General features: G+C 58.1%; 20 protein-coding genes. 5 read left to right on the forward strand and 15 right to left on the reverse strand.

Going from position 1 to position 23,751, the window contains the following annotated elements; all coding sequences use genetic code 11:
- Positions 1-16 precede the first annotated feature (16 nt).
- From iscS to trmJ, 3 genes are all read right to left on the reverse strand, one after another.
- Positions 17-1,231: a cysteine desulfurase gene (iscS, locus tag FHC51_RS21805; protein WP_103180722.1), complete on the reverse strand. Its 1,215-nt coding sequence runs from the start codon at positions 1,229-1,231 to the stop codon at positions 17-19.
- A 116-nt stretch (positions 1,232-1,347) separates the two neighbouring features.
- Positions 1,348-1,839 (reverse strand): Fe-S cluster assembly transcriptional regulator IscR, encoded by a 492-nt coding sequence (gene iscR, locus FHC51_RS21810; RefSeq protein ID WP_103180723.1) that lies wholly within the window; start codon positions 1,837-1,839, stop codon positions 1,348-1,350.
- Between the two features lie 239 nt (positions 1,840-2,078).
- Complete coding sequence (gene trmJ, locus FHC51_RS21815; RefSeq protein ID WP_103824617.1) at positions 2,079-2,807, reverse strand: tRNA (cytosine(32)/uridine(32)-2'-O)-methyltransferase TrmJ; 729 nt, start codon at positions 2,805-2,807, stop codon at positions 2,079-2,081.
- 124 nt (positions 2,808-2,931) lie between these two features.
- Here trmJ and suhB point away from each other — a divergent pair, with 124 nt between their 5' ends.
- The gene (suhB, locus tag FHC51_RS21820; RefSeq protein WP_103824616.1) at positions 2,932-3,738 is read left to right on the forward strand and encodes an inositol-1-monophosphatase; all 807 of its coding nucleotides are present in this window, start codon (positions 2,932-2,934) and stop codon (positions 3,736-3,738) included.
- A 71-nt stretch (positions 3,739-3,809) separates the two neighbouring features.
- Here suhB and FHC51_RS21825 read toward each other — a convergent pair whose 3' ends face one another.
- The 3 genes from FHC51_RS21825 to FHC51_RS21835 form a co-directional block, all read right to left on the reverse strand.
- The gene (locus FHC51_RS21825) at positions 3,810-4,637 is read right to left on the reverse strand and encodes a hypothetical protein (RefSeq protein WP_220436587.1); all 828 of its coding nucleotides are present in this window, start codon (positions 4,635-4,637) and stop codon (positions 3,810-3,812) included.
- Positions 4,638-4,742: 105 nt separating this feature from the next.
- Positions 4,743-5,708, reverse strand: a complete 966-nt coding sequence (locus FHC51_RS21830; RefSeq protein WP_220436588.1) for a nickel/cobalt transporter — start codon at positions 5,706-5,708, stop codon at positions 4,743-4,745.
- Positions 5,699-6,337, reverse strand: coding sequence for a DUF1007 family protein (locus FHC51_RS21835; RefSeq protein WP_114314223.1), 639 nt, complete (start codon positions 6,335-6,337; stop codon positions 5,699-5,701). The genes FHC51_RS21830 and FHC51_RS21835 overlap by 10 nt, the downstream gene beginning before the upstream one ends.
- A 123-nt stretch (positions 6,338-6,460) precedes the next feature.
- Between FHC51_RS21835 and csiE the strand changes: the two genes are divergently transcribed.
- Positions 6,461-7,738 (forward strand): stationary phase inducible protein CsiE, encoded by a 1,278-nt coding sequence (gene csiE, locus FHC51_RS21840; protein WP_103824612.1) that lies wholly within the window; start codon positions 6,461-6,463, stop codon positions 7,736-7,738.
- On the opposite strand, the gene FHC51_RS21845 is transcribed toward csiE, so the two are convergent.
- The 4 genes from FHC51_RS21845 to FHC51_RS21860 all read right to left on the reverse strand — a co-directional run bounded on the left by FHC51_RS21845 (position 7,735) and on the right by FHC51_RS21860 (position 14,579).
- Positions 7,735-8,871, reverse strand: coding sequence for a 3-phenylpropionate MFS transporter (locus tag FHC51_RS21845; RefSeq protein ID WP_220436589.1), 1,137 nt, complete (start codon positions 8,869-8,871; stop codon positions 7,735-7,737). The two genes, csiE and FHC51_RS21845, sit on opposite strands and share 4 nt — an antisense overlap.
- Positions 8,872-8,952: 81 nt before the next feature.
- Positions 8,953-9,786, reverse strand: a complete 834-nt coding sequence (locus FHC51_RS21850; RefSeq protein ID WP_220436590.1) for an aldose 1-epimerase — start codon at positions 9,784-9,786, stop codon at positions 8,953-8,955.
- Entirely contained in the window at positions 9,786-11,228 is a 1,443-nt protein-coding gene (locus FHC51_RS21855) for a sugar porter family MFS transporter (protein WP_220436591.1), read from the reverse strand. The genes FHC51_RS21850 and FHC51_RS21855 overlap by 1 nt, the downstream gene beginning before the upstream one ends.
- A gap of 69 nt (positions 11,229-11,297) precedes the next feature.
- Positions 11,298-14,579 carry a DUF5107 domain-containing protein gene (locus tag FHC51_RS21860; RefSeq protein WP_220436592.1) on the reverse strand — a complete coding sequence of 1,094 codons (3,282 nt, stop codon included), beginning with the start codon at positions 14,577-14,579 and terminating at the stop codon, positions 11,298-11,300.
- Positions 14,580-14,693: 114 nt separating this feature from the next.
- Here FHC51_RS21860 and FHC51_RS21865 point away from each other — a divergent pair, with 114 nt between their 5' ends.
- Together FHC51_RS21865 and FHC51_RS21870 are read left to right on the forward strand one after the other, a co-directional pair.
- A complete protein-coding gene (locus FHC51_RS21865; protein WP_103824608.1) occupies positions 14,694-15,890 on the forward strand; it encodes an ROK family protein in 1,197 nt (398 codons plus the stop codon).
- 127 nt (positions 15,891-16,017) lie between these two features.
- On the forward strand, positions 16,018-16,440 hold the full coding sequence (locus tag FHC51_RS21870; protein ID WP_103180736.1) for a DoxX family protein: 423 nt from the start codon (positions 16,018-16,020) through the stop codon (positions 16,438-16,440).
- Positions 16,441-16,487: 47 nt separating this feature from the next.
- Here FHC51_RS21870 and glyA read toward each other — a convergent pair whose 3' ends face one another.
- Complete coding sequence (gene glyA / locus FHC51_RS21875; protein WP_220436593.1) at positions 16,488-17,741, reverse strand: serine hydroxymethyltransferase; 1,254 nt, start codon at positions 17,739-17,741, stop codon at positions 16,488-16,490.
- A gap of 304 nt (positions 17,742-18,045) precedes the next feature.
- Here glyA and hmpA point away from each other — a divergent pair, with 304 nt between their 5' ends.
- Positions 18,046-19,236: an NO-inducible flavohemoprotein gene (hmpA, locus tag FHC51_RS21880; RefSeq protein ID WP_220436594.1), complete on the forward strand. Its 1,191-nt coding sequence runs from the start codon at positions 18,046-18,048 to the stop codon at positions 19,234-19,236.
- Positions 19,237-19,322: 86 nt separating this feature from the next.
- On the opposite strand, the gene glnB is transcribed toward hmpA, so the two are convergent.
- The 4 genes from glnB to qseE all read right to left on the reverse strand — a co-directional run bounded on the left by glnB (position 19,323) and on the right by qseE (position 23,281).
- Positions 19,323-19,661 carry a nitrogen regulatory protein P-II gene (glnB, locus tag FHC51_RS21885; RefSeq protein WP_003860685.1) on the reverse strand — a complete coding sequence of 113 codons (339 nt, stop codon included), beginning with the start codon at positions 19,659-19,661 and terminating at the stop codon, positions 19,323-19,325.
- A gap of 79 nt (positions 19,662-19,740) precedes the next feature.
- Positions 19,741-21,078, reverse strand: a complete 1,338-nt coding sequence (glrR, locus tag FHC51_RS21890) for a two-component system response regulator GlrR (RefSeq protein WP_114314215.1) — start codon at positions 21,076-21,078, stop codon at positions 19,741-19,743.
- Positions 21,075-21,851 carry a two-component system QseEF-associated lipoprotein QseG gene (gene qseG, locus FHC51_RS21895; RefSeq protein WP_220436595.1) on the reverse strand — a complete coding sequence of 259 codons (777 nt, stop codon included), beginning with the start codon at positions 21,849-21,851 and terminating at the stop codon, positions 21,075-21,077. The genes glrR and qseG overlap by 4 nt, the downstream gene beginning before the upstream one ends.
- A complete protein-coding gene (qseE, locus tag FHC51_RS21900; protein ID WP_114385952.1) occupies positions 21,848-23,281 on the reverse strand; it encodes a two component system sensor histidine kinase QseE/GlrK in 1,434 nt (477 codons plus the stop codon). The genes qseG and qseE overlap by 4 nt, the downstream gene beginning before the upstream one ends.
- Positions 23,282-23,751: the final 470 nt, after the last annotated feature.

The following is a 23,751-nucleotide window of genomic DNA, read 5'->3' on the forward strand; positions in this document are numbered from 1 at the left end:
TCTCCTTACAAACCGATTAGTGATGTGACCATTCAATGCTGTTCAGATCCACGCCTTCTTTGTACATTTCCCACAGTGGAGAAAGGTCACGCAGACGGCCAATGGAGTTGCGAACCAGTTGGATGGTGTAGTCAATCTCTTCATCGGTAGTAAAACGACCTAAAGAGAAGCGGATAGAGCTGTGTGCCAGTTCATCTGTCATGCCCAGCGCACGCAGTACGTAGGACGGCTCCAGGCTTGCGGAAGTACACGCAGAACCGGAAGAGACGGCCAGGTCTTTCAGGGCCATGATCAGCGACTCGCCTTCAACATAGTTGAAGCTGACGTTGAGAATGTTTGGTGCGCCCTGCTCGAGATCGCCGTTCAGGTAGACCTCTTCCATATCCTTCACGCCTTCCCACAGACGGTTGCGCAGCGTACGCAGGCGCGCCATCTCGGTTTCCATCTCTTCTTTGGCGATACGGTAAGCTTCACCCATACCCACGATCTGGTGAACAGGCAGCGTACCGGAACGCATGCCGCGCTCGTGACCACCGCCGTGCATCTGGGATTCGATGCGGATACGTGGCTTACGACGCACGTACAGCGCGCCGATACCTTTCGGGCCATAGATTTTGTGGCCGGAGAAGGACATCAGATCCACTTTCAGCTGGCTCAGATCGATAGGCAGTTTGCCCACGCTCTGGGTCGCATCCACGTGATAGATAATGCCGCGCGCACGGCACAGCTCGCCGATTGTCGCGATATCCTGCACCACGCCGATTTCGTTGTTAACGTGCATGATGGAGACCAGAATGGTGTCGTCACGCATTGCCGCTTCGAGCTCTTTCAGGTCGATGATACCGTTGCGCTGCGGAGCGAGGTAGGTTACTTCAAACCCTTCACGCTCCAGCTGACGGCAGGTATCCAGCACGGCTTTGTGTTCAGTTTTGCTGGTGATGATGTGCTTGCCTTTTTTCTGGTAGAAATTAGCCGCACCTTTAATCGCCAGGTTATCGGATTCGGTTGCGCCAGAGGTGAAAACAATTTCACGCGGATCGGCACCAACCAGCTCGGCAATCTGATTACGGGCGATATCTACCGCCTCTTCAGCATGCCAGCCAAAACGGTGTGAACGGGAAGCTGGGTTACCAAAGTTTCCGTCCAGGGTCAGACACTGCATCATTTTCTCGGCAACACGCGGGTCCACCGGCGTGGTTGCGGAGTAGTCGAGATAAATCGGTAATTTCATTGCTCTATAAACTCCGTACATCGCTTCAATGCAAGGAATCAGGCAACCGGCTGGATGTACGACCGAGTACACGGGGCGTTACGCCCCGGCCTGATTCTGAAATACTTATCTTTTTATTACGCGCGTAATTTGACGTCGATAGCGTCCTGCGCGCGGGTATTACGATGGGAATCGTGGCTGTGCTGACGGCCTGATACGTCCAGAACTTCCTGGTTATTTACCAGCTCACCGAGGGTGATATTGTTCAGGAAACCGGTCAGACGGTCGCTCAGATCGCGCCACAGCGCGTGCGTCAGGCATTTGTCGCCGCCCTGACAGCCGCCTTTACCCTGGCAACGGGTCGCGTCGACGGATTCGTCAACTGCGCTAATCACTTCACCAACCGCAATACTGCCCGCGTCTTTACCTAACAGATAACCACCGCCAGGACCGCGAACGCTGGAAACCAGGCCATTTTTACGCAGTCGGGAAAAAAGCTGTTCCAGATAAGAGAGGGAGATTCCCTGACGTTCAGAAATATCAGCCAATGGAACCGGGCCCGCTTCGGAGTTGAGCGCAACGTCCAGCATCGCGGTCACGGCATAACGCCCTTTAGATGTCAGTCTCATGTCTTACTTAACCTCAAACTCGCCCCTGCCCGGGGTTTTTTATTGTAAAGTGGGGGTATTGCATAGCAGGGCCAAGTCTGACATTCCTGACTAAAATGGTCAACTATTTACTTGACTGATTTAGTCAGGTATTTAACCTTCTGTGCGTTCATCTGTTTTTGCCCGGCGGCGCTTCGCTTGCACGGGCCTACGGGTTTAGTAGGCCGGGTAAGCGCAGCGCCACCCGGCGCCACACCGCACTACTCTTTATTCTTCTGCTCAATCGACGCCAGAATACCGCGCAGGATGTTCAGCTCCTGGCTCTCCGGACGGGCGCGAGTAAAGAGGCGGCGCAGACGGTTCATCACCTGACCCGGATGACCGGCGCGGATAAAGCCGGTAGCGAGCAGGGTCTGCTCCAGATGGCCGTAGAAGCGCTCCAGATCGTCCACCAGCGGATAAGGCGTCTCTTCCTGCGCGGCCGGAACACCTTTTTCCTGGGTTGCCAGCCAGGCCATACGCACCTCATAGGCGATAACCTGCACAGCCATCGCCAGGTTCAGCGAGCTGTACTCCGGGTTGGCGGCAATGGCGACGTGATAGTGGCACTTCTGCAGCTCATCGTTGGTCAGCCCCACGCGCTCACGGCCAAACACCAGCGCCACCGGCGCATGCTGGCCTTCGCTGATGCTTTTCAGCCCGCATTCACGCGGGTCGAGCATCGGCCACGGCAGGGTGCGGGAACGCGCGCTGGTGCCCACCACCAGGCTACAACCCGCTAAGGCTTCATCCAGGGTGTCGACGATCTGGGCATTGCCAATCACGTCGCTGGCGCCTGCCGCGAGGGCAATGGCCTGAGAGTCGGGTTTGACCAGCGGGTTAACCAGCCAGAGATTGGTTAAGCCCATGGTTTTCATAGCGCGGGCCACGGAGCCCATGTTGCCGGTATGCGATGTTTCGACCAGCACGATTCGGATATTTTGCAGCATAATTTTTCTGAGTATGGAGAATATTCGATGATGTTATCATAAACGGAAGACATATGCCGATCCCGCTGCTATACTCTGCGCCGTTTTCGTTTCCCCGTTCTTTAACATCCAGTGAGAGTAACCGATGCAACATCCAATGTTGACCATCGCCGTGCGCGCAGCGCGCAAGGCGGGTAATGTAATTGCCAAACACTACGAAACACCTGATTCCGTAGAAACCAGCCAGAAAGGCAGCAATGACTTTGTGACCAACGTTGATAAAGCGGCAGAAGCTGTAATTATCGACACCATTCGCAAATCTTACCCGCAGCACACCATCATCACCGAAGAAAGCGGTGAGCATGCAGGCGAAGATCAGGATGTTCAATGGGTTATCGATCCACTGGATGGCACCACCAACTTCGTTAAACGTCTCCCACACTTCGCTGTTTCTATCGCCGTACGCATCAAAGGCCGTACCGAAGTGGCCGTGGTTTACGATCCAATGCGTAACGAACTCTTCACCGCCACCCGCGGTCAGGGTGCACAGCTGAACGGCTACCGTCTGCGCGGCACCAACGCTCGCGACCTCGACGGCACCATCCTGGCGACCGGCTTCCCGTTCAAAGCCAAACAGCACGCCCCTGCCTACATGAAAATTCTGGGCAAACTGTTCACCGAGTGCGCCGACTTCCGCCGCACCGGCTCCGCTGCGCTGGATCTGGCCTACGTTGCCGCTGGCCGCGTTGATGGTTACTTCGAGATTGGCCTCAAGCCGTGGGACTTCGCCGCTGGCGAACTGATCGCGCGTGAAGCGGGCGCGCTGGTGTGCGATTTCACCGGTGGCCACAACTACATGCTGTCCGGCAACATCGTTGCGGGTAACCCACGTGTGGTAAAAGCGATGCTGGCGAACATGCGTGACGAACTGAGCGAAGCGCTGAAGCGTTAATCTCAGCGGGCGGGTGAAGATCCTTCCCCCGCCTCTTTTCCTGCCCTGCCCCGCCCTCAGGCCATTAACGATTACTTCAGCAGTGACAGCAGAATACGAATGAAGGTATTGGTGACCATCACCAGCACCACCATGCCGTTAAACAGCGCAAAATACCGCCACCCTTTTTGACACCGCACCTCCCCCAGCCACTGATGCAGCAAACAGGCGATACCGCCCGTCGCCAGTCTGGCTAACAGCACGCCAATCATGACGGGCACAAACAATAGCCATCCTGTCAGGATCAAATCATACTCCCGCGCCCCCAGCAGTAGCCATACGATCTGTGACGGCATATAGAAACTCAGCGCGAAAATCAGCGGCAGCCGAATATTGCTTCGCGGACTTTCAGCGCTTTTCCGCCAGCACAGGGCATCGCGCACCAGTAACACGCCCAGTACCAGCGTGGCGAAATAGCAGACGTAGTTGAACGCTGCGCCAAAGCGCAGCAATGCCTCGTGGGAGAGATTCTGCGTAAATCCGATGCGCCAGAAAACGATGACAAAAAACCCGCACTGCAGGACCCAACTGCGCACTATCCAGTCAAAAAATTGCCTGGCCGAAGGCTGGTTATGCAGCATCCAGGCGACGAGTGGTATTTTGCTGTAGCCGGGATGCAGAAACGCCAGCACAAAACCGGCCACCAGCAGCTTGCCGTACATCGCGAGCGGAAGCGTGTCGATGCTGGTTTGCCCCATACCGATAAGAAAATAGAGGATGGAATAGATGCGGGGAAGATCTTCAGGCCACCAGCTTGCCAGTTCGGGCCAGAAGAAGACGATAACCAGGCCGAGCAGCAGGCCGGACCCGGCGGCGAACCAGAGATAGCGTGTTGAAAGAGAAGCATTATGATCGGTCATCGTGACTCCTTGTCATGACCCGAAAGCAAAGCTGCAAACTAAAACAGCCCTGTCGAAGCGGCAATCATGTCCCGCCATTTTGGGATTTTTGCCCGGCAGGGACGATTAAAACGGCCTTAGCCCCCTTCCCACCGGCACCGCGCTCAGCCACATGATGACCGCCGCCACCAGCAACATCACACCGCCCGCTAATGCCAGCGTCGTCCATCCGACCTGTCGCCACAGCACCGGCGTTTTATTGCCGCTGAGCCTGACCGCCAGATGACGAAAGCCGTGCACCAGCAGTGCCAGTGAAGAGATGGTTAACCCCGTTCCTGCCGCCATCGCCAGCGCCGAGGCCACACCCCAGCTGAATACGCCGATCACCTTACTGAACAGCAGCACCATAATGGCCCCGGAACAGGGCCGCATCCCCATCGACAGGATAATCATCAGCCGCGCCCGCCAGTCATCCGCGCCCTGCATCTGCCCCGGCGTAGGCAGATGTTGATGGCCGCAGCCGCAGTTTGCATCATGAACGTGGTGTGGGGTAAAGGCTTTGAAGGTCGGTTTGCGCAGCAAGGCACGCAGTTTTTTCAGCGCCCGCCAGCAGAGCATAATCCCCAGCACGCCCACCAGGGCGTAGCTGCCCTTCTCCAGCCAGAAGCTGCTCATATGCAGATCCCGCGCCGGGAGCCGCAGCAGCATTAATACCCCCACCACCAGGGCGATCGCCACGCCCCCCTGTAATAAAGAGGAGGCCAGGGTTAAGCCGATGCTCGATTTCAGTTTTGAGGGGTGGGTGGCAAGCCAGGTGGTGATCACAATTTTGCCATGCCCCGGCCCCAGCGCGTGCAGCACGCCATAGAGGAAGCTGAAGATCAGCAGTGTTCCGCCTGCTGCCGTCGGGTTGTCGGCCACCGCTTTCAGCAAACCGCTCATCTGCTGGTTGACATCCCGCTGCCAGAGAATGCTCTGACGCATCACCTGCGGCCACGCCTGCCATAACCACACGGCCCCCGCCGCTGCCACAACGAGGAACAGCCCCAGCGGCCAGAGCTCCCACCCACGTCGCGCGCGCATTACTGACATTGTAAGGTCACCGTCTGGGCAAACTGTTTGCCGAGATTCATATCTTCCGGCGGGGCATCGTCTTTATCCAGCGAGCTGGCAAAGTTGAGCGTCTCGTCGCTGGGCTCCGGGGTATCGATAGTCAGGGCGCATTGACTTTTCAGGCCGTCAGGCAGCGTCACGTCATTATCCTCGGCATAGCTCATGTCGACATAATAAGAGGGATCGAAGGTCGAGAAGGTGTACTTTTGTCCGGCCAGCGGCTGGGGCTCCGCCAGCGGCAGAATAAAGGTCAGCACCGCCTGGTGATCCACGCGGCTCATACCGTACTGAGTGGGGCGGTTAAGAAATTTCACCTTCTCCCCGTTATGCCAGAACTCGGTAAAGTAGTGCTGGCCGAGCACGTTAGCCATGACCTCCGCCGCCAGTTTTTTCCAGATTTCATCCCCGGGCTTTGCGTTCCCGGCATCATAAAGCAGATCGGCGGATGTTAGCTCGTCCATCACCCAGCGCATTTTCAGGCCGGTTACCTGCTCATCCTTCACCATGATTTGCGTTTTCAGGGTGATAAAGCTGTGAGGGTGCGCGACGGCGGAAAAAGACAAAACCGCCAAAAAAAGCGCAGTTGCGCTGCGTTTAACTATTTGCATCTCATCCTCACGTCAAAAATTCTGTGATGTTCACCCGCATTCCTGAAGGAAAGCCCGGCATCCCGTGCTATGGCGTACATCCTTTAGCTATTCTTATCAAACACACTCACTGGAACCCGACAGATGATGACGACTCTCGAAATGCCATCTGCACTTTCCAGTTCGCAGCGCCGTTGCCAGGTTCTGTTGATGCTCTATGTGCCAGGCTTTCGCGCCACCCTGCAAAGCATCGGTGAAATCAATGGTGTCGATGATGCCCTCTGCCGGCAGGATATCGACGAGATGCGCATGGAGATCCAGCGCTATCACCAGCTCGACATTGCGACACAGCATGATGGCTGCTACCTGCTGGAAGGTAGCCACCTTAATCAACGCTTATGCCTGCTGCACTGGTTGCGCCGGGCGTTACGCCTCTGCCCCCACTTCATCGCGCAGCAGTTTACCCCATCTCTGAAGATCGCGCTAAAGCAGCTCGGCATCGCCCGCACGTTATATGACGACACTAACCTGCAGGCGCTGGTCAATTTCTGCTCCCGCCGCCTGCAACGGCAGTTTGAATGCCGTGACGCGCAGTTTTTACAGCTCTACCTGCAATACTGCCTGCTCCAGCACCATCTGGGCCAGACGCCGCAGTTTACTGTGGTTCAGCGTAACTGGACCCAGTCGCGTAACGAATATCTGATGGCGCAGGAGATTGTACGCCACTGGCAGCGCCGCGTGGTGCAGGTTCCCCACGCGGATGAACAGCTGTTTCTGGCTCTGCTGTTTATGATGTTGCGTACCCCCGATCCGCTGCGCGATGCGCACCAGGAAGATGAGCGCCTGCGCCGCGCCATTACCCGGATGATCGACCGCTTCCGCGGGCAAACGGGGATGCATTTCAGTGACGAGCAGGGACTGACCGCTCAGCTCTATATCCACCTTGCCCAGGCGCTGGACCGCTCTCTGTTTGGCATTGGCATCGACAACAGCCTGCCGGAGGAGATCCACCGCCTCTATCCGCGCCTGATGCGTACCACCCGGGAGGTGCTGTTTGAGCTGGAGTCCGAATTCGGCCTGCGTTTCTCCGAGGAGGAGGCGAGCCTGGTGGCGGTGATCTTTGGCGCCTGGCTGATGCAGGAGACCGATCTGCATGAAAAGCAGGTGGTGTTGCTGACCGGTGAGGATAAAGCATGCGAGGAGCTGATTGAACAGCAGCTCCGGGAACTGACCCTGCTGCCGCTGAACATTCGCTATGTAACGCTACAGTCTTTTCAGAAGGATGGCGCCCCGCGCGAAGCGGCCCTGGTGGTCACACCTTACACCACCGCCCTGCCGCTGTTCTCGCCGCCGCTCATCCATGCCGTCGAGGCGTTGAATGCGCAGCAGCAGGAACATATTCGCGCCATGCTGGAAACTTAGCGCGCTGCCACGCGCGGACGCAGGAGAACCGCGGGCAGCGCCACCAGCGCCATCACCCAGAAGACCCCGTGACCCAGATGCTGGTAAAGGAAACCGGCAAACACGGTCATGATGGCAATACTGCCCCCCATCGCCACGGCGGAGTAGACCGCCTGCAGGCGGATCACGTCGCTGCCTTCGCGCGCCGCGATATAGCGCATCGCCGCCAGGTGGCACACCGTAAAGGTGCCGCAGTGCAGGATCTGCGCCACAATCAGCCACGGCAGCGCCGTGGTCCAGCCCATCAGACCCCAGCGTACAATCCCGCAGACAGCCGATAACAGCAGCAGGTCCCGGGCGCTAAAGCGGCGAAACAGCCTGTTGCTGAGGGCGAAGATGATCACTTCCGCCACCACGCCCAGCGACCAGAGATAGCCGACAGCGGAGGCTGAATACCCGGCTCCCTGCCAGTAGATAGCGCTGAAGCCATAGTAGGCGGCGTGCGCCCCCTGCAGCAGACAGACGCAGGCCAGAAAACGCCAGCTCTGGGCAACAAGCGATCGCCAGGCGGGCCAGCCTGCGCTCTCCTGCTGACGGCTCTCCCCCTGCGGCATCACCGACGGGCGTAACAGCATGCCAAGCAGCATCGACAGGATCCCCACGCTCAGCAGCGCCAGAATCGCGCGGTAGTCGTAGAGGCTCACCAGTTTGCCCACCAGCGCCGAGCCAATCACAAAGGCAATCGAGCCCCACAGCCGCACCCGGCCATAGTCCATGGTGATCTGCTTTTGCCAGGTATTGGCGAGAGCGTCGGTCAGCGGAACCAGCGGCGAGAAGAAGAGGTTAAAGCCCACCATCACCACCATCAGCCAGGCAAACTGCTGGCTGACCCAGAAGCCGGCCATAAACACCAGGGTGAGCAGCGCCAACACGCGTACGGCTTTGATTAACAGGGAGGGATCGCTGACGCGCGGCGCAATAAGCAGGCTACCGAGAAAACGTGCCACCAGGCCCGAGCCCAGCAGAAGGCCAATCATCTCCGGCGTAAGGCCAATCCCCTTGAGCCAGACGCTCCAGAAAGGCAGAAAAATACCGTAGCTAAAAAAGTAGGTGAAGTAGCTGAGCGCCAGCCAGCGTGTGGAATGCAAAACCATGAATCCCTCCCGTTTTGGAGGCGATAGTCTGGCGGCAAAAACGGGCTGGCGCAAGGGAGTATTAACCGCGGTTTAACAGTTTCAGAGCGCCTTTTCGACGGCAATTTCCATCGCAAAATGGCTGCTTTCTCCCCGGCCTAACGCCACCAGGCCAGGCTGCCCGGCCATATGGTGGGCATTGACCGGATGGCTCTGGGGCTCAAGGCATAAGAACGATTGCCCCGACATTCTGAACAGCATCAGCCACGGAGTTTGCGCTGTAATTGTGATATTCATCACATCATGTTCCAGCGTCGCCACCCCGTTCCAGCCGGAATAGCCGACATTCAGCCAGCGATCGCCGCCATGGCGTGGCGTGCTGAAATCGATATCCGCCGGGATATCGCTCTGCCAGGCTTGCGGTAAATGGTGTTCACCTTCCGGCCAGTAGCCGCTGGCGGAGAAGCGCAGGCGGCTTTGCGCATCAAAACAGAACCACGGGTGAAAGCCCAGGCCGTACAGCATTGGCGCCTGACCAAGATGGGTGAGCGTCAGCTCCGCCCGCAGAACGTTCCCGCGCAGCTGGTAGCGCAGCCAGGCCTGATAATCAAAACCGCACTGATGCTGGCTGCGCAAGGTGAGGACGCACGCCGTGTCGGAATGCGAAGCTATCTGCCAGCGCGACTGCCAGCCATCACCGTGCAGGAAGAAGCGCTCATCAACCGGACTTTGCGGCAGCACCACCTCCCGCCCCTGAAACCGGAAGCGATTCCCCGCCACCCGGTTTGCCAGCGGCACCATCGGAAACAGCGCGCTGTCGCCGCCATCCCATAACACCGGCTGCCCGCAGGTCAGGGAAAAGAGTTCCTGTAACCCGCCGCCCTGCGGGTTGACGCGCATCCGTAGATGCGCGTTTTCAATCAACAACGTTTCCATTAGTGCACGCGCTCAGCATGATTTGCGGAGGCAACCTTGCCGTGCTGTTTTTCCAGCTGCGCCTCCAGCGCCTCCAGCGTCACGCCTTTGGTCTCCGGCACTTTACGCAGAATGTAGAGATAGCCCGCCGCGCAAATCACACCGTAGAGCAGGAAGCTCCCCGCCGCACCCAGCCCGGCATTGAGCAGCGGGAAGGTGTAGGTTAACAGGAAGCAGGCGATCCACAGCGCCAGCGTGCCCACGGACATCGCCAGGCCGCGCACGCGGTTGGGGAAGATCTCCGACAGCAGCACCCAGGTGACCGGCGCCAGCGTCACGGCGTAGATGGCAATCGCCGCCAGCACCAGCAGCAGCACCGGCCAGCCCATGATATTCATGGCGTAGGCGCTGGCAATCAGCACGTAGATAATGGTCAAGCCTGAGGCGCCGAGCAACATCAGCTTGCGGCGGCCAATCTTATCCACCAGCGGCAGCGCTGCGAGGGTAAAGACCAGATTAATGATGCCGGTCGCCACGATCGATTTCAGGGTGTCGTTGATATCAAACCCGGCGGAGGCGAAGATCTCCTGGGCATAGTTGAAGATCACGTTGATCCCGCACCACTGCTGGAACATCGCCAGCACGATGCCGATGATGACAATCGGTTTGACCTGCGGTTGCAGGAGCGTGGAGAACGCCACCTTGTGGGTGTCTTTCTCCAGGGTGTGGGCGATCTCTTTTAAGGTTTGACTGGCGTACGCCGGGGTGCCAATACGCTCCAGCATCGCGCGCGCACGCTCTGGCTTGCCCGCCTTCATCAGCCAGCGCGGCGATTCCGGGACAAAGAACATCAGCACCAGGAATGCCAGGGCCGGCACCAGCTCAGCGCCAAACATCCAGCGCCAGCCGGTCTGCCCGTTCCAGGTCTGAACGATGGCCTCCTGGGTGGCACCTGCCGCTACCGGCTCGGCAATCATCAGGTTAATCAGCTGTGCGGCCAGCACGCCCACCACGATGGTCAGCTGGTTAATGGCTACGAAGCGACCGCGCTTTTCCGCCGGGCTGACTTCAGCGATATAGAGCGGACTGAGGGCGGAGGCCAGGCCAATGCCGAGGCCGCCGACGATGCGCCAGACCACAAACATATCAAAACTGCCCGCCACCGCCGTGCCCCACGCCGAGGCGCTGAACAGCACCGCCGAGAGGATAAGCGGACGCTTGCGGCCAAATTTATCGGCACACCAGCCGGAGATCAACGCCCCGAAGATACAGCCCACCAGGGCGGAACTCATCGCCCAGCCAGACTGCGACGGGTCGGTAATGGAGAACCAGGCTTCATAGAAGGGTTTGGCCCCGCCAATCACCACCCAGTCGTAGCCAAACAGGAGTCCGCCGCAGGCGGCGACCAGACAGATAGTCCAGACGTAGCCCATTTTCAGTTGTGTCTGCGCGCTATTATTCATGTTGATTCCTCTTTAAGGGAAACGCAGGGTACAGAGGGTTAACAGGTGGGTCCCCACCTGCGAGGTCAGTTAATGGAAAATGCCCGTGGCCTGCGCATGCTGAATCAGATGCGCTTTGTCATGGGCCGGGTTCAGCGCCAGTAAGTTCCCCAACAGGCGTTTGCAGGCCGCGAGGTCGCCCAGCCCTGCATAGCCCAGCGCCTCAATGAACAGGCAATGCTGCTGGTGCTGATGACCCGCTGGCGTATCCAGTACCACCAGATCCGGGAGCGAAACTGCAAAGAAATCCGCTTCGGGCAGGTCGTCGCGATGGGCCTGCACCCACGCCAGGAATCCCTGGAAGTGGCGCTCCGCCGCGGCGGGATCGCCCAACTGGCGCAGCGCCATCCCCTGCCAGAACAGATAGTCCGCCGGCTGATCGTTGTAGTAGCGTCCGGCATCGAGAGTGGAGCCGCCCTGTGCCGCCCTGGCAAAACAGCGTTGCGCGTCGGCATGTGCGCCACTTTGCGCATGGCAGTACCCCAGCAGATACCAGATATCGTTATCGGTTTGCCCCGGCAGACGCCCCTCCCCCAGGTTGTGCGGATAGTGCAATGCCGCCTGCAGCAGAGCCATCGCCTCCTGGAATTCCCCGCGACTTATATGCTGCAGGGCACGATGCTGCTGGTTCAGCAGATACTGCCCGGTCACTTTGCCTTCACCCCCTTCCCACGGATGGAACTGCCGCTCCTGAAGTACCTTCGCCGCAGCATCATAGCGCCCGGAACCGTTCCACAGACTCAGAAGTTCTGCGGTGAGGTCATCGCGCTTCAGCGCCACGCGCTCCCGCTCCCGCTCGGTGAGCATGGCAAGGCGTTTCGCCACCGGCTGCCCGGTGAGCTTATTGAGATAATCAAGCTCAAACAGGAAACGCGGATTGTCCGGCTCCAGGGCCACGGCGCGCTGCAGACACTGCTCCGCCAGCGCCAGGTTGTGCTGTTTATTCCAGGCGTAGATCCCAAGCAGGCGGTGGGCAGGGGCAAACTCCGGCTCCTGCGCCAGCGTGGTCTGCCAGCATTTCACCGCATCGTCATAGCGGCGTTTGCTGTACCAGAAGCAGCCCAGCAGATAGCAGGCATACGGGTCGTCGTGCAGGGTTTGCAGCATCTGCACTTCATCAAGCGCATTCGGGAAACGCACCCGGTTGGCCTCGCAGCGCCGCGCCGCGGCAATATAGCGGGCACGGGTAGCAGGATCGTCGCTTAAGGCGGCCCGCCACAGCTGGGGCAACGTCTCCTGGCTGTCGAGCAGATCCAGCATCTCCCGGGCGGCGTCACGCATGCCCATTGAGATCAACCAGCCCGCCAGCAGGCAGGCATTGGCCCCACGACGACCGGTTACCTGCAGCAGCTGGTCACGGGCAGCATCATCCCGGCTGATTGCCCAGCGGACATAGTGCAGAGCGTAGCTCAGAGGATGGGTTTGCAGGCAGCGCTGAATGTAGTCCAGCGCTGCGCCCTCGCCCTGAACCTCTGCCAGCGCGAGGGCTTTCAGCCCCATCGCCAGGTTGTTGCTGGCGTTGACGTTAAGGCTGATATCAACTTTTTCCAGCGCGTCGACACAGTTGCCGCGCTTCATCGCCAGCCGCGCCAGGGATAAGAAAGCCGCATCACGGCAGTTTCCGCTCCACGAGGCTTTGTAGTAGTGATCCCATGCGGCGGCGTCCTGCCCCTGCCGCTCCAGGGCCGTCGCCAGCAGTTGGCTGGCTTCGCCGTCGCGGGGGTTTTTATTCAGACGATGGGCGCGAACCAGCGCGGCTTCGGCGCAGCGTTGCGCCAGCGCCCAGTCGGCACGGTTGAGCGCCAGCGTGCCCAGCGCCACGTTATTGCGATAGTCGTTAGCATCCAGCGCCAGCGCCCGGCGATAGTAATCTTCCGCATAGCGGCTGGCATGGTTGTACTGCTCCAGATGCTGCCCGATAAAATAGAGTTCATCGCTGTTGCTGATCTCTTCCGGCATGGCGGGCGCGGTGGCCGGATCCGGCAGCGGCGTCTCCTGGGGGATATGCTCCTGGTAGTGGAGCAGCGTGCGGCCCGAGGCCTCTTTCACCCTCAACGTTAAGCGCTGCGGCCAGGTATCCGGCAGCGCCTGCTGCCAGCTTTCGCCCGGCATCAGGGTCAGGTGCGTCTCCCAGACCGGTTTTTCTTCGGCGGTCAGCTCGAGCCGCACATCATGCAGCGGTGCGATGGCGTAGAGGCCGAGGTGAAGCTGCTGCTCACGCCGTTCCAGCTTAAGCGCCAGCTGCGTGTTGGCGTTATGCACCTGTCCCAGTTCGCTATAGGGCAGGAAGTTCTGCACGAAGATCTTCTCTTCGTAGGGTGCAAGCCAGGTGAAATCGGGCTGGTTATCGGTAAACACCCCGGTCATCAGCTCGATATAGGGGCCGTTTTCATCGGTCAGATTGCGATCCCAGGCACGGCCAAAATCGTCATGACCCCAGGTCCACTGCTTTTTCCCCGGCGACACATGGTGGTCAGCCACGTGCAGCAAGCCGCCGCGCTCGCCGTGATGGTATGCCCCGACGAAATCGTAGTCCGATTTTTCCGCCATGTAGGAGGTTGGCACCGGCACGTTTTTGTAGCGGGAGATATCCACGCCCGCCGAGTAATCGACTTTATAGTAGGTGCCGGTGGCGATCGGGAAGGCGGAGACGGCGCGCTTGCCATGGTCAAATACCGCCGTGACGTCCGGCGGGAAGACGCTCTGGTGATCGTCCCCACCCTTCACCGCCGGATTTGCCCACCACAGGAAGTGGCGCGGCGTGGCGTTGCCGTTGAAGACTTTGCCGGTGATCTCAATCAATGCCCGGTCAGGGTAAAGGGTAAACCCGGTCATCACCTGCAGGCCGCGCATCGGCTCGGCCTCGCCCAGCCAGACGGTTTGCGCCCCGTTATCCTGCTCCTGAATGGTGACGTCGACAGGCATAAAGGTGGTTGGGCGATGGTGCTGCGGCCAGTTAAATTCGATGCCACCAGAGATCCACGGCCCCAGCAGCCCCACCAGCGCCGGTTTCACCACTTCGTTGTAGTAGACGAAATCACGCTGCTGGACTTTGTCATACGCGCGATGAATACGTCCCCCCAGCTCCGGCAGCAGCATAATGCGGATGAAGTCGTTTTCCATCCAGACGGCTTGGTAATCGCGGGTTTCGCGAACGCCGGTCAGGGTATCGGTCACGCCGTAGGGATAGACCGCGCCAGAGGAGCCCTGATAGACGCGCTTTTCCAGGAACATCGGGTTGGTATCTTCTGCGCCGGTGGTCCACGTCGGTAATGCTACGGTCTCCCGCCAGACCTTCACTGCTCCAGACATATTCACTCTCCAGTAAACAAATAACAGTAAAAAGCGATAAGATGGCAGTGTAGAGAGGAATTCAGCGCGCTGATTGCGTAATGCTCACGCAATATAATTAACGGAGTTTAGTGAATGCAGCTATCCGGTCTGAACAATCACAGGGTAAGACAGCATAACCGTCGCACGATCATGTCCCTGGTCTGGCGCTACAAGCGCCTGAGCAAATCCCAACTGGCCCAACACACCGGGCTCTCTATTCCGGCAGTAAGCAAGATCCTGGATGAGCTGGTGGCGGACAAAAAGCTGGGGCATTCCAGTGAAAACCTCAGCACCCGGGGAATGAACAGCGGCCATTATCAGATCCCCGATGAGGGGCCATTAATACTCTGCATGAATGTCAGCCCCACCAGCATTGAGAGCCAGCTGATCGACGCCCGCATGTCGCCGTTAGGCGAGTTTCGCTGGACTGACGTGAACGCACAGACGCCCGAAGCGTTGTTACAGGCCATTGAGAACCTGTGGCAGCAGCAGCGCAAACAGTGGCCGGGGCAGCGCATCAATCTGGCGCTGGGGATCCACGGCCAGGTCGATACGGCCACTGGGGTGTCGCAGATGATGCCCCAGGCGCCGTGGAAAAAACCGGTTGAGATTAAGTATCTGCTGGAAGAAAAACTGGGCATTACGGTGAAGGTGGATAACGACTGCGTGATGCTGGCGCTGGCGGAGAAGTGGCAAAACCCGGCCAACCGCGACGATTTTTGCGTGATTAATGTCGATTACGGTATCGGCTCCTCGTTCGTGATTAACGGCCAGGTCTATCGCGGGACGCTTAACGGCAGCGGGCAGATCGGCCACACCATTTTCGATCGCGACGGCGTGGCCTGCGCCTGCGGACGTTACGGCTGCCTGGAGACGGTCGCCTCCCTGTCGGCCCTTAAAAAACAGGCGCGTTTATGGCTGAAATCCCAGCCCGGCACCCTCGGGCTTGACCCGGATAGCCTCACCAGCCTGCAGCTGATTGAGGCCTGGCGTCAGGGGAACGCGCCAATTCAGCGCTGGGCTGACGAGGCCGCCAACGCCATCGGGCTGACGCTCTACAACCTGCTCAACATCCTTAATATCAACCAAATCTGGTTCTATGGCCGCAGCTGCGCCTTTGGCGAACGCTGGCTGCAGACCATCAATCGCCAGATTGGATTTACCCCCTTCGATCATGGCGATGCGGTGCGTAACCGGCAAACGGAAATCGCCTTTGGCGGCTTAACCCGGCAGCAGCAGATTATCGGCATTGGCTTTCTGTTCGTTGAGGACGCGCTGGCGGAAGGCTAGCGGAGAACATGCTGAAATGGGGGGAATTTAAATCATCCTGATGGCTGATTTATGGCGAAAAGCGGAATGGCGGGGCGGCAATTTGTGTATTAGCTTTAAGATAAATCCCACCCCAAACGAGCCTGCCATGAACACACTACGGTATTTCGATTTTGGTCAGTCCCGGGCGCTGATCCTGTTGATTGCCCGTCTCGCCCTTATCCTTCTGTTCATTATTTTCGGCGTGCCTAAAATGTTCGGTTTTGACGGCACGGTGCAGTATATGGTGAAGCTGGGCGCTCCAATGCCAATGCTGGCGGCCATTGTGGCGGTGATCATGGAAGTGCCCGCCGCCATTCTTATCGTGCTCGGCTTTTTTACCCGCCCGCTGGCGGTGCTGTTTGTCTTTTATACGCTGGGAACGGCGTTGATTGGGCACCACTACTGGGATATGAGTGGCGATGCGGTGATGCCTAACATGATTAACTTCTTCAAGAACATCAGCATCGCTGGCGGATTCCTGCTGCTGGCGGTGGCCGGGCCGGGCGCTATCTCCATCGACCGGCGTTAGCCATAAAAAAGGCCGCTTGCGCGGCCTTTTTGTTCTGCGAGGTAGACTTATGCGTAAACCGGGAAGCGAGCGCAGATTTCCAGCACTTTCGCTTTCACGCGTTCGATAACCGCTTCGTCGTTGATGTTGTCCAGCACGTCGCACATCCAGCCCGCCAGCTCTTTAACTTCCGCTTCTTTAAAGCCGCGGCGAGTGACAGCCGGAGAACCGATACGGATACCGGAGGTCACAAACGGGCTCTTCGGATCGTTTGGTACGCTGTTTTTGTTCACGGTGATGTTGGCGCGGCCCAGGGCAGCGTCAGCTTCTTTACCGGTCAGGTTTTTATCAACCAGATCCAGCAGGAACAGGTGGTTTTCAGTCCCGCCGGAGACCACTTTGTAACCGCGGTTCAGGAAGACTTCCACCATCGCTTTGGCGTTCTTAGCAACCTGCTGCTGGTAAACCTTGAACTCTGGCTCCATCGCCTCTTTCAGCGCCACGGCTTTCGCCGCGATCACGTGCATCAGCGGGCCGCCCTGTGCGCTTGGGAAGACGGCAGAGTTCAGCTTTTTGTACAGCTCTTCGTCGCCACCTTTCGCCAGGATCAGGCCACCGCGTGGACCGGCCAGGGTTTTGTGGGTGGTGGTGGTGACAACGTGAGCGTGTGGAACCGGGTTCGGGTAAACGCCTGCGGCGATCAGACCGGCAACGTGTGCCATATCGACGAACAGGTATGCGCCGATGCTGTCTGCGATTTCACGCATTTTTGCCCAGTCAACGACACCGGAGTAGGCAGAGAAGCCACCGATGATCATCTTCGGTTTGTGCTCTTTGGCCTGCTTCTCCATGTCGGCGTAGTCAATTTTACCGGACTCATCGATACCGTAAGGGATGATGTTGTACAGTTTGCCGGAGAAGTTAACCGGAGAGCCGTGAGTCAGGTGGCCGCCCTGCGCCAGGTTCATACCCAGAACGGTATCGCCCGGCTGCAGCAGTGCGGTATAGACCGCGAAGTTAGCCTGAGAGCCAGAGTGCGGCTGCACGTTAGCGTAATCAGCGCCAAACAGCTCTTTTGCGCGATCGATTGCCAGCTGTTCAACCACATCGACATATTCGCAACCGCCGTAGTAGCGCTTGCTTGGGTAACCTTCAGCGTATTTGTTGGTCAGCTGAGAGCCCTGCGCCTGCATCACGCGCGGGCTGGTGTAGTTTTCGGAGGCGATCAGTTCGATGTGCTCTTCCTGACGTACTTTTTCCTGCTCCATAGCCTGCCACAGTTCGGCATCATAATCGGCAATGTTCATTTCACGCTTTAACATCCGCATCTCCTGACTCAGCTAACAAGTAAATTTTGGCCTGAAAAGGCAGTCCTGATGGACGACGGGCAACAGTATAACTGATTAGCAGAGTGATAACAGGTCTTGACAAAGGATTTTACGCAAACGTTTACCTACCCGCCACGCAAGGGTTTGAGGAATAGCGTCCTCGCCCTGCAAAAGGGAATTCTTTTCAGGTTTGTGATGCAGTTAATTCATGTTGCAAAGAACCATTTACAAAGCAGGGTTATTTTTTATAAGATGCATTCAAAATACACTATTAAAGTAACATTTGAAGGAAGCTGCTATGTTAGATGCCCAAACCATCGCTACCGTAAAAGCCACGATTCCCCTGCTGGTCGAAACGGGTCCTAAACTTACCGCCCATTTCTACGATCGTATGTTCGCGCACAACCCGGAGCTCAAAGAGATTTTTAACATGAGCAACCAGCGTAACGGCGATCAGCGCGAAGCGTTATTCAACGCCATTGCCGCCTACGCCAGCAACATCGAGAACCTGCCGGCCCTGCTGCCAGCAGTGGAAAAAATCGCTCAGAAACATACCAGCTTCCAGATCAAACCTGAGCAGTACAACATTGTTGGCACCCACCTGCTGGCGACCCTGGACGAAATGTTCAGCCCGGGCCAGGAAGTGCTGGACGCCTGGGGCAAAGCCTACGGCGTGCTGGCGAACGTCTTTATCAACCGTGAAGCGCAGATCTACAGCGAAAACGCCAGTAAGACCGGCGGCTGGGAAGGTACCCGCGCCTTCCGTATCGTGGAAAAAACCCCGCGCAGCCAGCTTATCACCAGCTTTGAATTTGAACCCGTCGACGGCCAGCCGGTTGCCGATTACCAGCCGGGCCAGTACCTGGGCGTGTGGCTGAAGCCTGAAGGCTTCCCGCATCAGGAGATCCGCCAGTACTCCCTGACCCGTAAGCCAAACGGCAAAAGCTATCGTATTGCGGTGAAACGTGAGGAAGGAGGCCAGGTTTCGACATGGCTGCATAACGAAGCCCGCGTGGGTGATGTGGTGCATCTGGCCGCGCCTGCGGGCGATTTCTTTATGGCCGTTGAGAGCAATACCCCGGTGACGCTGATCTCCGCCGGTGTCGGCCAGACTCCGATGCTGGCGATGCTGGATACCCTGGCGAAAGCGCAGCATCAGGCGCAGGTAAACTGGTTCCACGCCGCAGAGAATGGCGAAGTGCATGCGTTTTCTGATGAAGTGAAAAGCCTGGCGGCCGGTCTGCCGCACTTTACTGCCCATACCTGGTATCGCCTGCCGTCGGATGACGACCGTGCCGCTGCCCGCTTCGACAGCGAAGGCCTGATGGCGTTAAGCGAGCATAAAGAGCAGTTCCACGCCCCGGAGATGCAGTTCTACGTCTGTGGCCCGGTCGCCTTTATGCAGTATGCCGCCGCGCAACTCCTGGAGCTGGGGGTGAATAAAGAGAACATTCACTACGAATGCTTCGGCCCGCATAAGGTGCTGTAATGCAAAAAGCCCCTCAGTAGAGGGGCTTTTTTTTGCCCGGCGGCGCTCCGCTTGCACGGGCCTACGGGATGTCAAACAACGGGTAATTAAATCGCCGCGTCGTCTTCTTCGCCGGTACGGATACGGATCACGCGCGCCACGTCAAAGACGAAGATTTTGCCATCACCAATTTTGCCGGTCTGCGCGGTGCGGATAATGGTATCCACGCAGGTATCCACGATGTCATCCGACACCACGATTTCAATCTTCACCTTTGGCAGGAAATCGACCATGTATTCCGCGCCACGGTAGAGTTCGGTGTGGCCCTTCTGACGACCAAAGCCTTTCACCTCTGTCACCGTCATGCCGGTGATGCCGACTTCTGCCAGCGCTTCGCGCACATCATCCAGTTTGAAAGGTTTAATAATCGCATCAATCTTTTTCATGGTGGTCCTTAAACTTATGCCTGTCAGCTGCCTCGTAATCGGTTGCTCACAGTATCATATTCAGGCGGAATTTAGCGCATCACTCTTTAAAATCGTTTGCTTCCAGCTCATGGCGCGACAGCAGCTTATAAAACTCGGTGCGGTTACGCCCCGCCATGCGCGCCGCATGGGTGACGTTGCCTTTGGTGATCTGCAGTAACTTACGCAGATAGTTAAGCTCAAACTGGTTGCGGGCTTCAACGAAGGTCGGCAGGGCGGTGTTTTCACCCTCCAGCGCCTGCTCCACCAGCGCATCGCTGATCACCGGCGAGGAGGTGAGCGCCACACACTGCTCAATCACGTTCACCAGCTGACGCACGTTACCGGGCCAGCTGGCGGTCATCAGCCGCTTCATGGCGTCGGTGGAAAATGCGCGGACAAACGGCTTGTGCCGCTCGGCGGCCTGGCGCAGCAGCTGGGTAGCGAGCAACGGAATATCTTCTGCCCGTTCCGCCAGCGCAGGGATCTTCAGGTTAACAACGTTGAGGCGATAGAAGAGATCTTCACGGAACTCGTTGCGCGCCATCGCCTTGGGCAGATCCCGGTGGGTGGCGGAGATGATGCGCACGTTGATGTCGATATCGCGGTTGCTGCCGAGCGGTCTCACTTTGCGCTCCTGCAACACGCGCAGCAGTTTGACCTGCAAAGGCGCAGGCATATCGCCAATTTCATCGAGGAACAGCGTACCGCCTTCCGCGGCCTGGAAGAGCCCTTCCCGGCTGCTGACCGCACCGGTGAAGGCGCCGCGCGCATGACCAAAGAGCTCGGACTCCAGCAGCTGCTCGGGCAGCGCCCCGCAGTTGATGGCGATAAAGGCGTTGTTGCCGCGCGGGCTGGCGTTGTGGATCGCCTGGGCGAGGATCTCTTTCCCGGTGCCGCTCTGGCCGTTAATCAGCACGCTGACATCGGACTGCGCTACCATCCGCGCCTGCTCCAGCAGACGCAGCATAATTGGGCTGCGGGTGACAATCGCCTCCCGCCAGGTGTCGTCGCCCGAAGGGGCGGCGTGCTCAAGCGCATCATCGATGGCTTTATAGAGCGCGTCTTTGTCCACCGGCTTGGTGAGGAAGCTAAAGACCCCCTGCTGGGTGGCGGCCACCGCATCCGGGATGGAGCCGTGGGCGGTAAGAATAATCACCGGCATGCCGGGCTGGAGCTTCTGGATCTCGGTGAAGAGCTGCATGCCGTCCATTTCGTCCATCCGCAGATCGCTTATCACCAGATCGATCTTCTCGCGGCCCAACACTTTCAGCCCCTCCTGACCACTTTCTGCGGTCACGACGCTGTAACCCTCGCTCACTAGACGCATCCCCAGCAGCTTCAGCAAACCGGGATCGTCATCCACCAGCAAAAGATGCGCAGGTTTTCGGCTTGTCATGGCTTTACCTCCTCCTGTTTCGGGGCATCGCTTTTCGGCTCTGTCGCATCACCCTCGGCGCTGGCGGGCGACGCGGCACTCTTCGGCGCGTCCGGCAGATAGTTACTGACCGGCTTACGAGTGGAGAGCTGCCGTTCAATATCGGTCAGGTTTTCCAGTTTGCGGGTTGTGGTGTCCAGCTGCGCCCGCAGGTATTGCTGCTGCTGGCGCAGGGTATCCAGTTCACCGTCGGTCGTCTGCTGCAGCTTACCGTAGCGGAAACGCTCCTCCGCCAGCTGCAGTTGCAGCACCTGACCGTGTCGCCACAGCTGATAGAGCGGGCGTACCTGGGCCGGGATTTGCGGGCTCAGCGCATCCAGACGGGTGGTCAACTGGCGCCGCTCTACCGGGTTAATTTTGGCATTGGCCAGCAGGATCCCGCGTTTAAAGCTCTCCTGCCAGGTGTCATCCGCCCATCCTCGGGCCTCTGCGCGCGCAGCGGCGGGTGAGAGGCGATCTGAGCAGTCCATGCCGCGCAGCCAGTAAAGCGGGTTGCTGTCGGTCTCCTGACCGTGCAGCTGCCAGATATTATTGCAGTCGGTAGACAGGAAGTCCGCCAGCTGATGCTCAGGCAATTTTTCACCCTGCTTGTCGCTGATGGCACTGGTCGGCGTACTGGTAACGCACCCGGCCAGCAGCAGGCAGGGAAGGCTCAGAAAGAGAGAGTGACCGGAAAATACCGCGTTAATGGCGCGGGAAAAGACGTGTGACATACTCACCAGATTTAGATTCATTTTAGTGGTTTTTCCGACTCAAGCGGCAGTTCGATGCGAAAGCACACATCGGTATGGTCGTCAGTGACAAGGTTAAGCTCTCCATGCATACGACGAATACAGTCGCGGGCGATACTCAGCCCCAGGCCGCTTCCCTTCACCGCCCCTTTTCGTTGATGGCTACCCTGATAAAAGGGTTCAAAGATCATCGCTTTTTCATCGTCGGGGATCGGGCTTCCGGTGTTGGCGACATCGATACAGACTCGCGAGCCGCGCGTAAAACTGCGAACATAAATGGTACCGGATTCAATACCATAGTGCACCGCATTGGAATAAAGATTATCCAGCACGCTCATCAGCAGCATCGGCTCGGCTAAACAGGCGGGTGTCGCCAGCGCCAGTTCAGTATGCATCATTTTAGCGCGTGCAGGCAGGCTGTGAGCAGACAGCACCATATCCACCAGCGGCGCGAGCTCTACGCGCTCAAGCTCCGGGATGCCGTCGGCCAGTTTACGGTTGTAGTCGAGCAGCTGTTCAATCAGCTTTTGCAGGTTACGGCTGCTGGCATCGAGGATCTCAACAATCTCTCTTTGCTCCGGGGTCAGCGGCCCGGCAACCTCATCGGCCAGCAGTTCGGTACCCTCACGCATGCTGGCGAGGGGCGTTTTCAGTTCGTGGGAAATATGGCGTAAAAACTGGTGGCGTTGGGATTCGAGCCACGACAGCCGCTCCGACAGCCAGATGATACGTTGCCCGACCGAACGCAGCTCGCGTGGGCCGGTAAAGGCCACGGTATTGCCCAGAGAGCGCCCCTCCCCCAGCCGGTTGATCATCCGCTCAATGCCCTTAACCGGGCCGATGATCATCCGGGTGAAGAGCAGCACTAACAGCAGGCTGAGCAGAAAAAGGACCAGCGCCTGCCAGCCAAAGAACTGGCCGCGCTCGGCAATCTCCTGCTGGAGCTGCTGCCCGCGGGAGAAGATCACCGACCGGGTCGCCTGAACCATCTCGGTATTGGCATTCGCAAAGGCCTCCAGCCGCATAGCGGCCTGGGCATCAGGCCCGCTGTTAATGCACTGCAGCTGGGACAGCGCGTTAAGATCCTGGCGCAACGTCTGATAGAGCTTATCGTCGGGCAGTACACCGGCATGGGCGTCGAGCATATCGCTGTAACGCTTACGCTGATCCTGGTAGACCCGCGCCAGCGTTCTGTCGTCGAGCACACAATACTGCCGGTAGCTGCGCTCCATCTCCAGGGCAGCATTGGTCATCGCCTCGCTGCGGCGGGCATCAATCAGGGTGGTTCTGTTGGTGAGCGCCGCCTGTGCGCTAAGCGCGTTCAGGCTCTGCCACGCCTGCCAAGCCAGCACCAGCAAAGGCAGCAGGATCAGCAGGAAGGCCATCATGACTAACTGTCGTAAGGAGCGAGGGAAAACTGGCCAGCGTTTCAACGCATTACTCTCTGTCGCGAGGGGGTAAGGGGATGCTAGCCGGACATGCGTTCAGATACAACAAAGCCGGGTTAAAAACCCGGCTTTGTTGTGGAATGAGGCGGTGCCTAACTCGACGTTTCGCCCTGGGTCTGATAAAGCAACGCTATGATCAGTAGTTGGACGGCAGGCACCTTTTTGTGCGTCATTCGAAGTTTATGTAGCACGTCCCGAAGGGGCTGACATAAGAAGGTGAATGAGCCACTGGTTACTATTATGCAACAGATGTGCCAAAATGCAAATAAAAATATTAATATGTTGAAAAGTATGAACTTATAGGGTTTCAGGGATTCATTTAGCCCATGACGATTTTCAGGCTATCTGTCGCTAATCGGCAACACCCTGACAGGATTCTTGTCACCCCTATAAAAATCAAAAACTTAAGTGTCGCTTTTTGGCGACACCGCAGAATGTGAGTTGTCGCACATTTG

It is taken from the genome of Leclercia sp. EC_58, from assembly GCF_019584355.1.
In the GTDB taxonomy this organism is placed as follows: Bacteria; Pseudomonadota; Gammaproteobacteria; order Enterobacterales; family Enterobacteriaceae; genus Enterobacter.

Excerpts from the sequence above, each read along its gene's own strand:
- iscS (WP_103180722.1), bottom strand. The coding sequence starts at position 1,231 with ATGAAATTACCGATTTATCTCGACTACTCCGCAACCACGCCGGTGGAC.
- iscR (WP_103180723.1), bottom strand. The coding sequence starts at position 1,839 with ATGAGACTGACATCTAAAGGGCGTTATGCCGTGACCGCGATGCTGGAC.
- trmJ (WP_103824617.1), bottom strand. The coding sequence starts at position 2,807 with ATGCTGCAAAATATCCGAATCGTGCTGGTCGAAACATCGCATACCGGC.
- suhB (WP_103824616.1), top strand. The coding sequence starts at position 2,932 with ATGCAACATCCAATGTTGACCATCGCCGTGCGCGCAGCGCGCAAGGCG.
- FHC51_RS21825 (WP_220436587.1), bottom strand. The coding sequence starts at position 4,637 with ATGACCGATCATAATGCTTCTCTTTCAACACGCTATCTCTGGTTCGCC.
- FHC51_RS21830 (WP_220436588.1), bottom strand. The coding sequence starts at position 5,708 with ATGTCAGTAATGCGCGCGCGACGTGGGTGGGAGCTCTGGCCGCTGGGG.
- FHC51_RS21835 (WP_114314223.1), bottom strand. The coding sequence starts at position 6,337 with ATGCAAATAGTTAAACGCAGCGCAACTGCGCTTTTTTTGGCGGTTTTG.
- csiE (WP_103824612.1), top strand. The coding sequence starts at position 6,461 with ATGATGACGACTCTCGAAATGCCATCTGCACTTTCCAGTTCGCAGCGC.
- FHC51_RS21845 (WP_220436589.1), bottom strand. The coding sequence starts at position 8,871 with ATGGTTTTGCATTCCACACGCTGGCTGGCGCTCAGCTACTTCACCTAC.
- FHC51_RS21850 (WP_220436590.1), bottom strand. The coding sequence starts at position 9,786 with ATGGAAACGTTGTTGATTGAAAACGCGCATCTACGGATGCGCGTCAAC.
- FHC51_RS21855 (WP_220436591.1), bottom strand. The coding sequence starts at position 11,228 with ATGAATAATAGCGCGCAGACACAACTGAAAATGGGCTACGTCTGGACT.
- FHC51_RS21860 (WP_220436592.1), bottom strand. The coding sequence starts at position 14,579 with ATGTCTGGAGCAGTGAAGGTCTGGCGGGAGACCGTAGCATTACCGACG.
- FHC51_RS21865 (WP_103824608.1), top strand. The coding sequence starts at position 14,694 with ATGCAGCTATCCGGTCTGAACAATCACAGGGTAAGACAGCATAACCGT.
- FHC51_RS21870 (WP_103180736.1), top strand. The coding sequence starts at position 16,018 with ATGAACACACTACGGTATTTCGATTTTGGTCAGTCCCGGGCGCTGATC.
- glyA (WP_220436593.1), bottom strand. The coding sequence starts at position 17,741 with ATGTTAAAGCGTGAAATGAACATTGCCGATTATGATGCCGAACTGTGG.
- hmpA (WP_220436594.1), top strand. The coding sequence starts at position 18,046 with ATGTTAGATGCCCAAACCATCGCTACCGTAAAAGCCACGATTCCCCTG.
- glnB (WP_003860685.1), bottom strand. The coding sequence starts at position 19,661 with ATGAAAAAGATTGATGCGATTATTAAACCTTTCAAACTGGATGATGTG.
- glrR (WP_114314215.1), bottom strand. The coding sequence starts at position 21,078 with ATGACAAGCCGAAAACCTGCGCATCTTTTGCTGGTGGATGACGATCCC.
- qseG (WP_220436595.1), bottom strand. The coding sequence starts at position 21,851 with ATGAATCTAAATCTGGTGAGTATGTCACACGTCTTTTCCCGCGCCATT.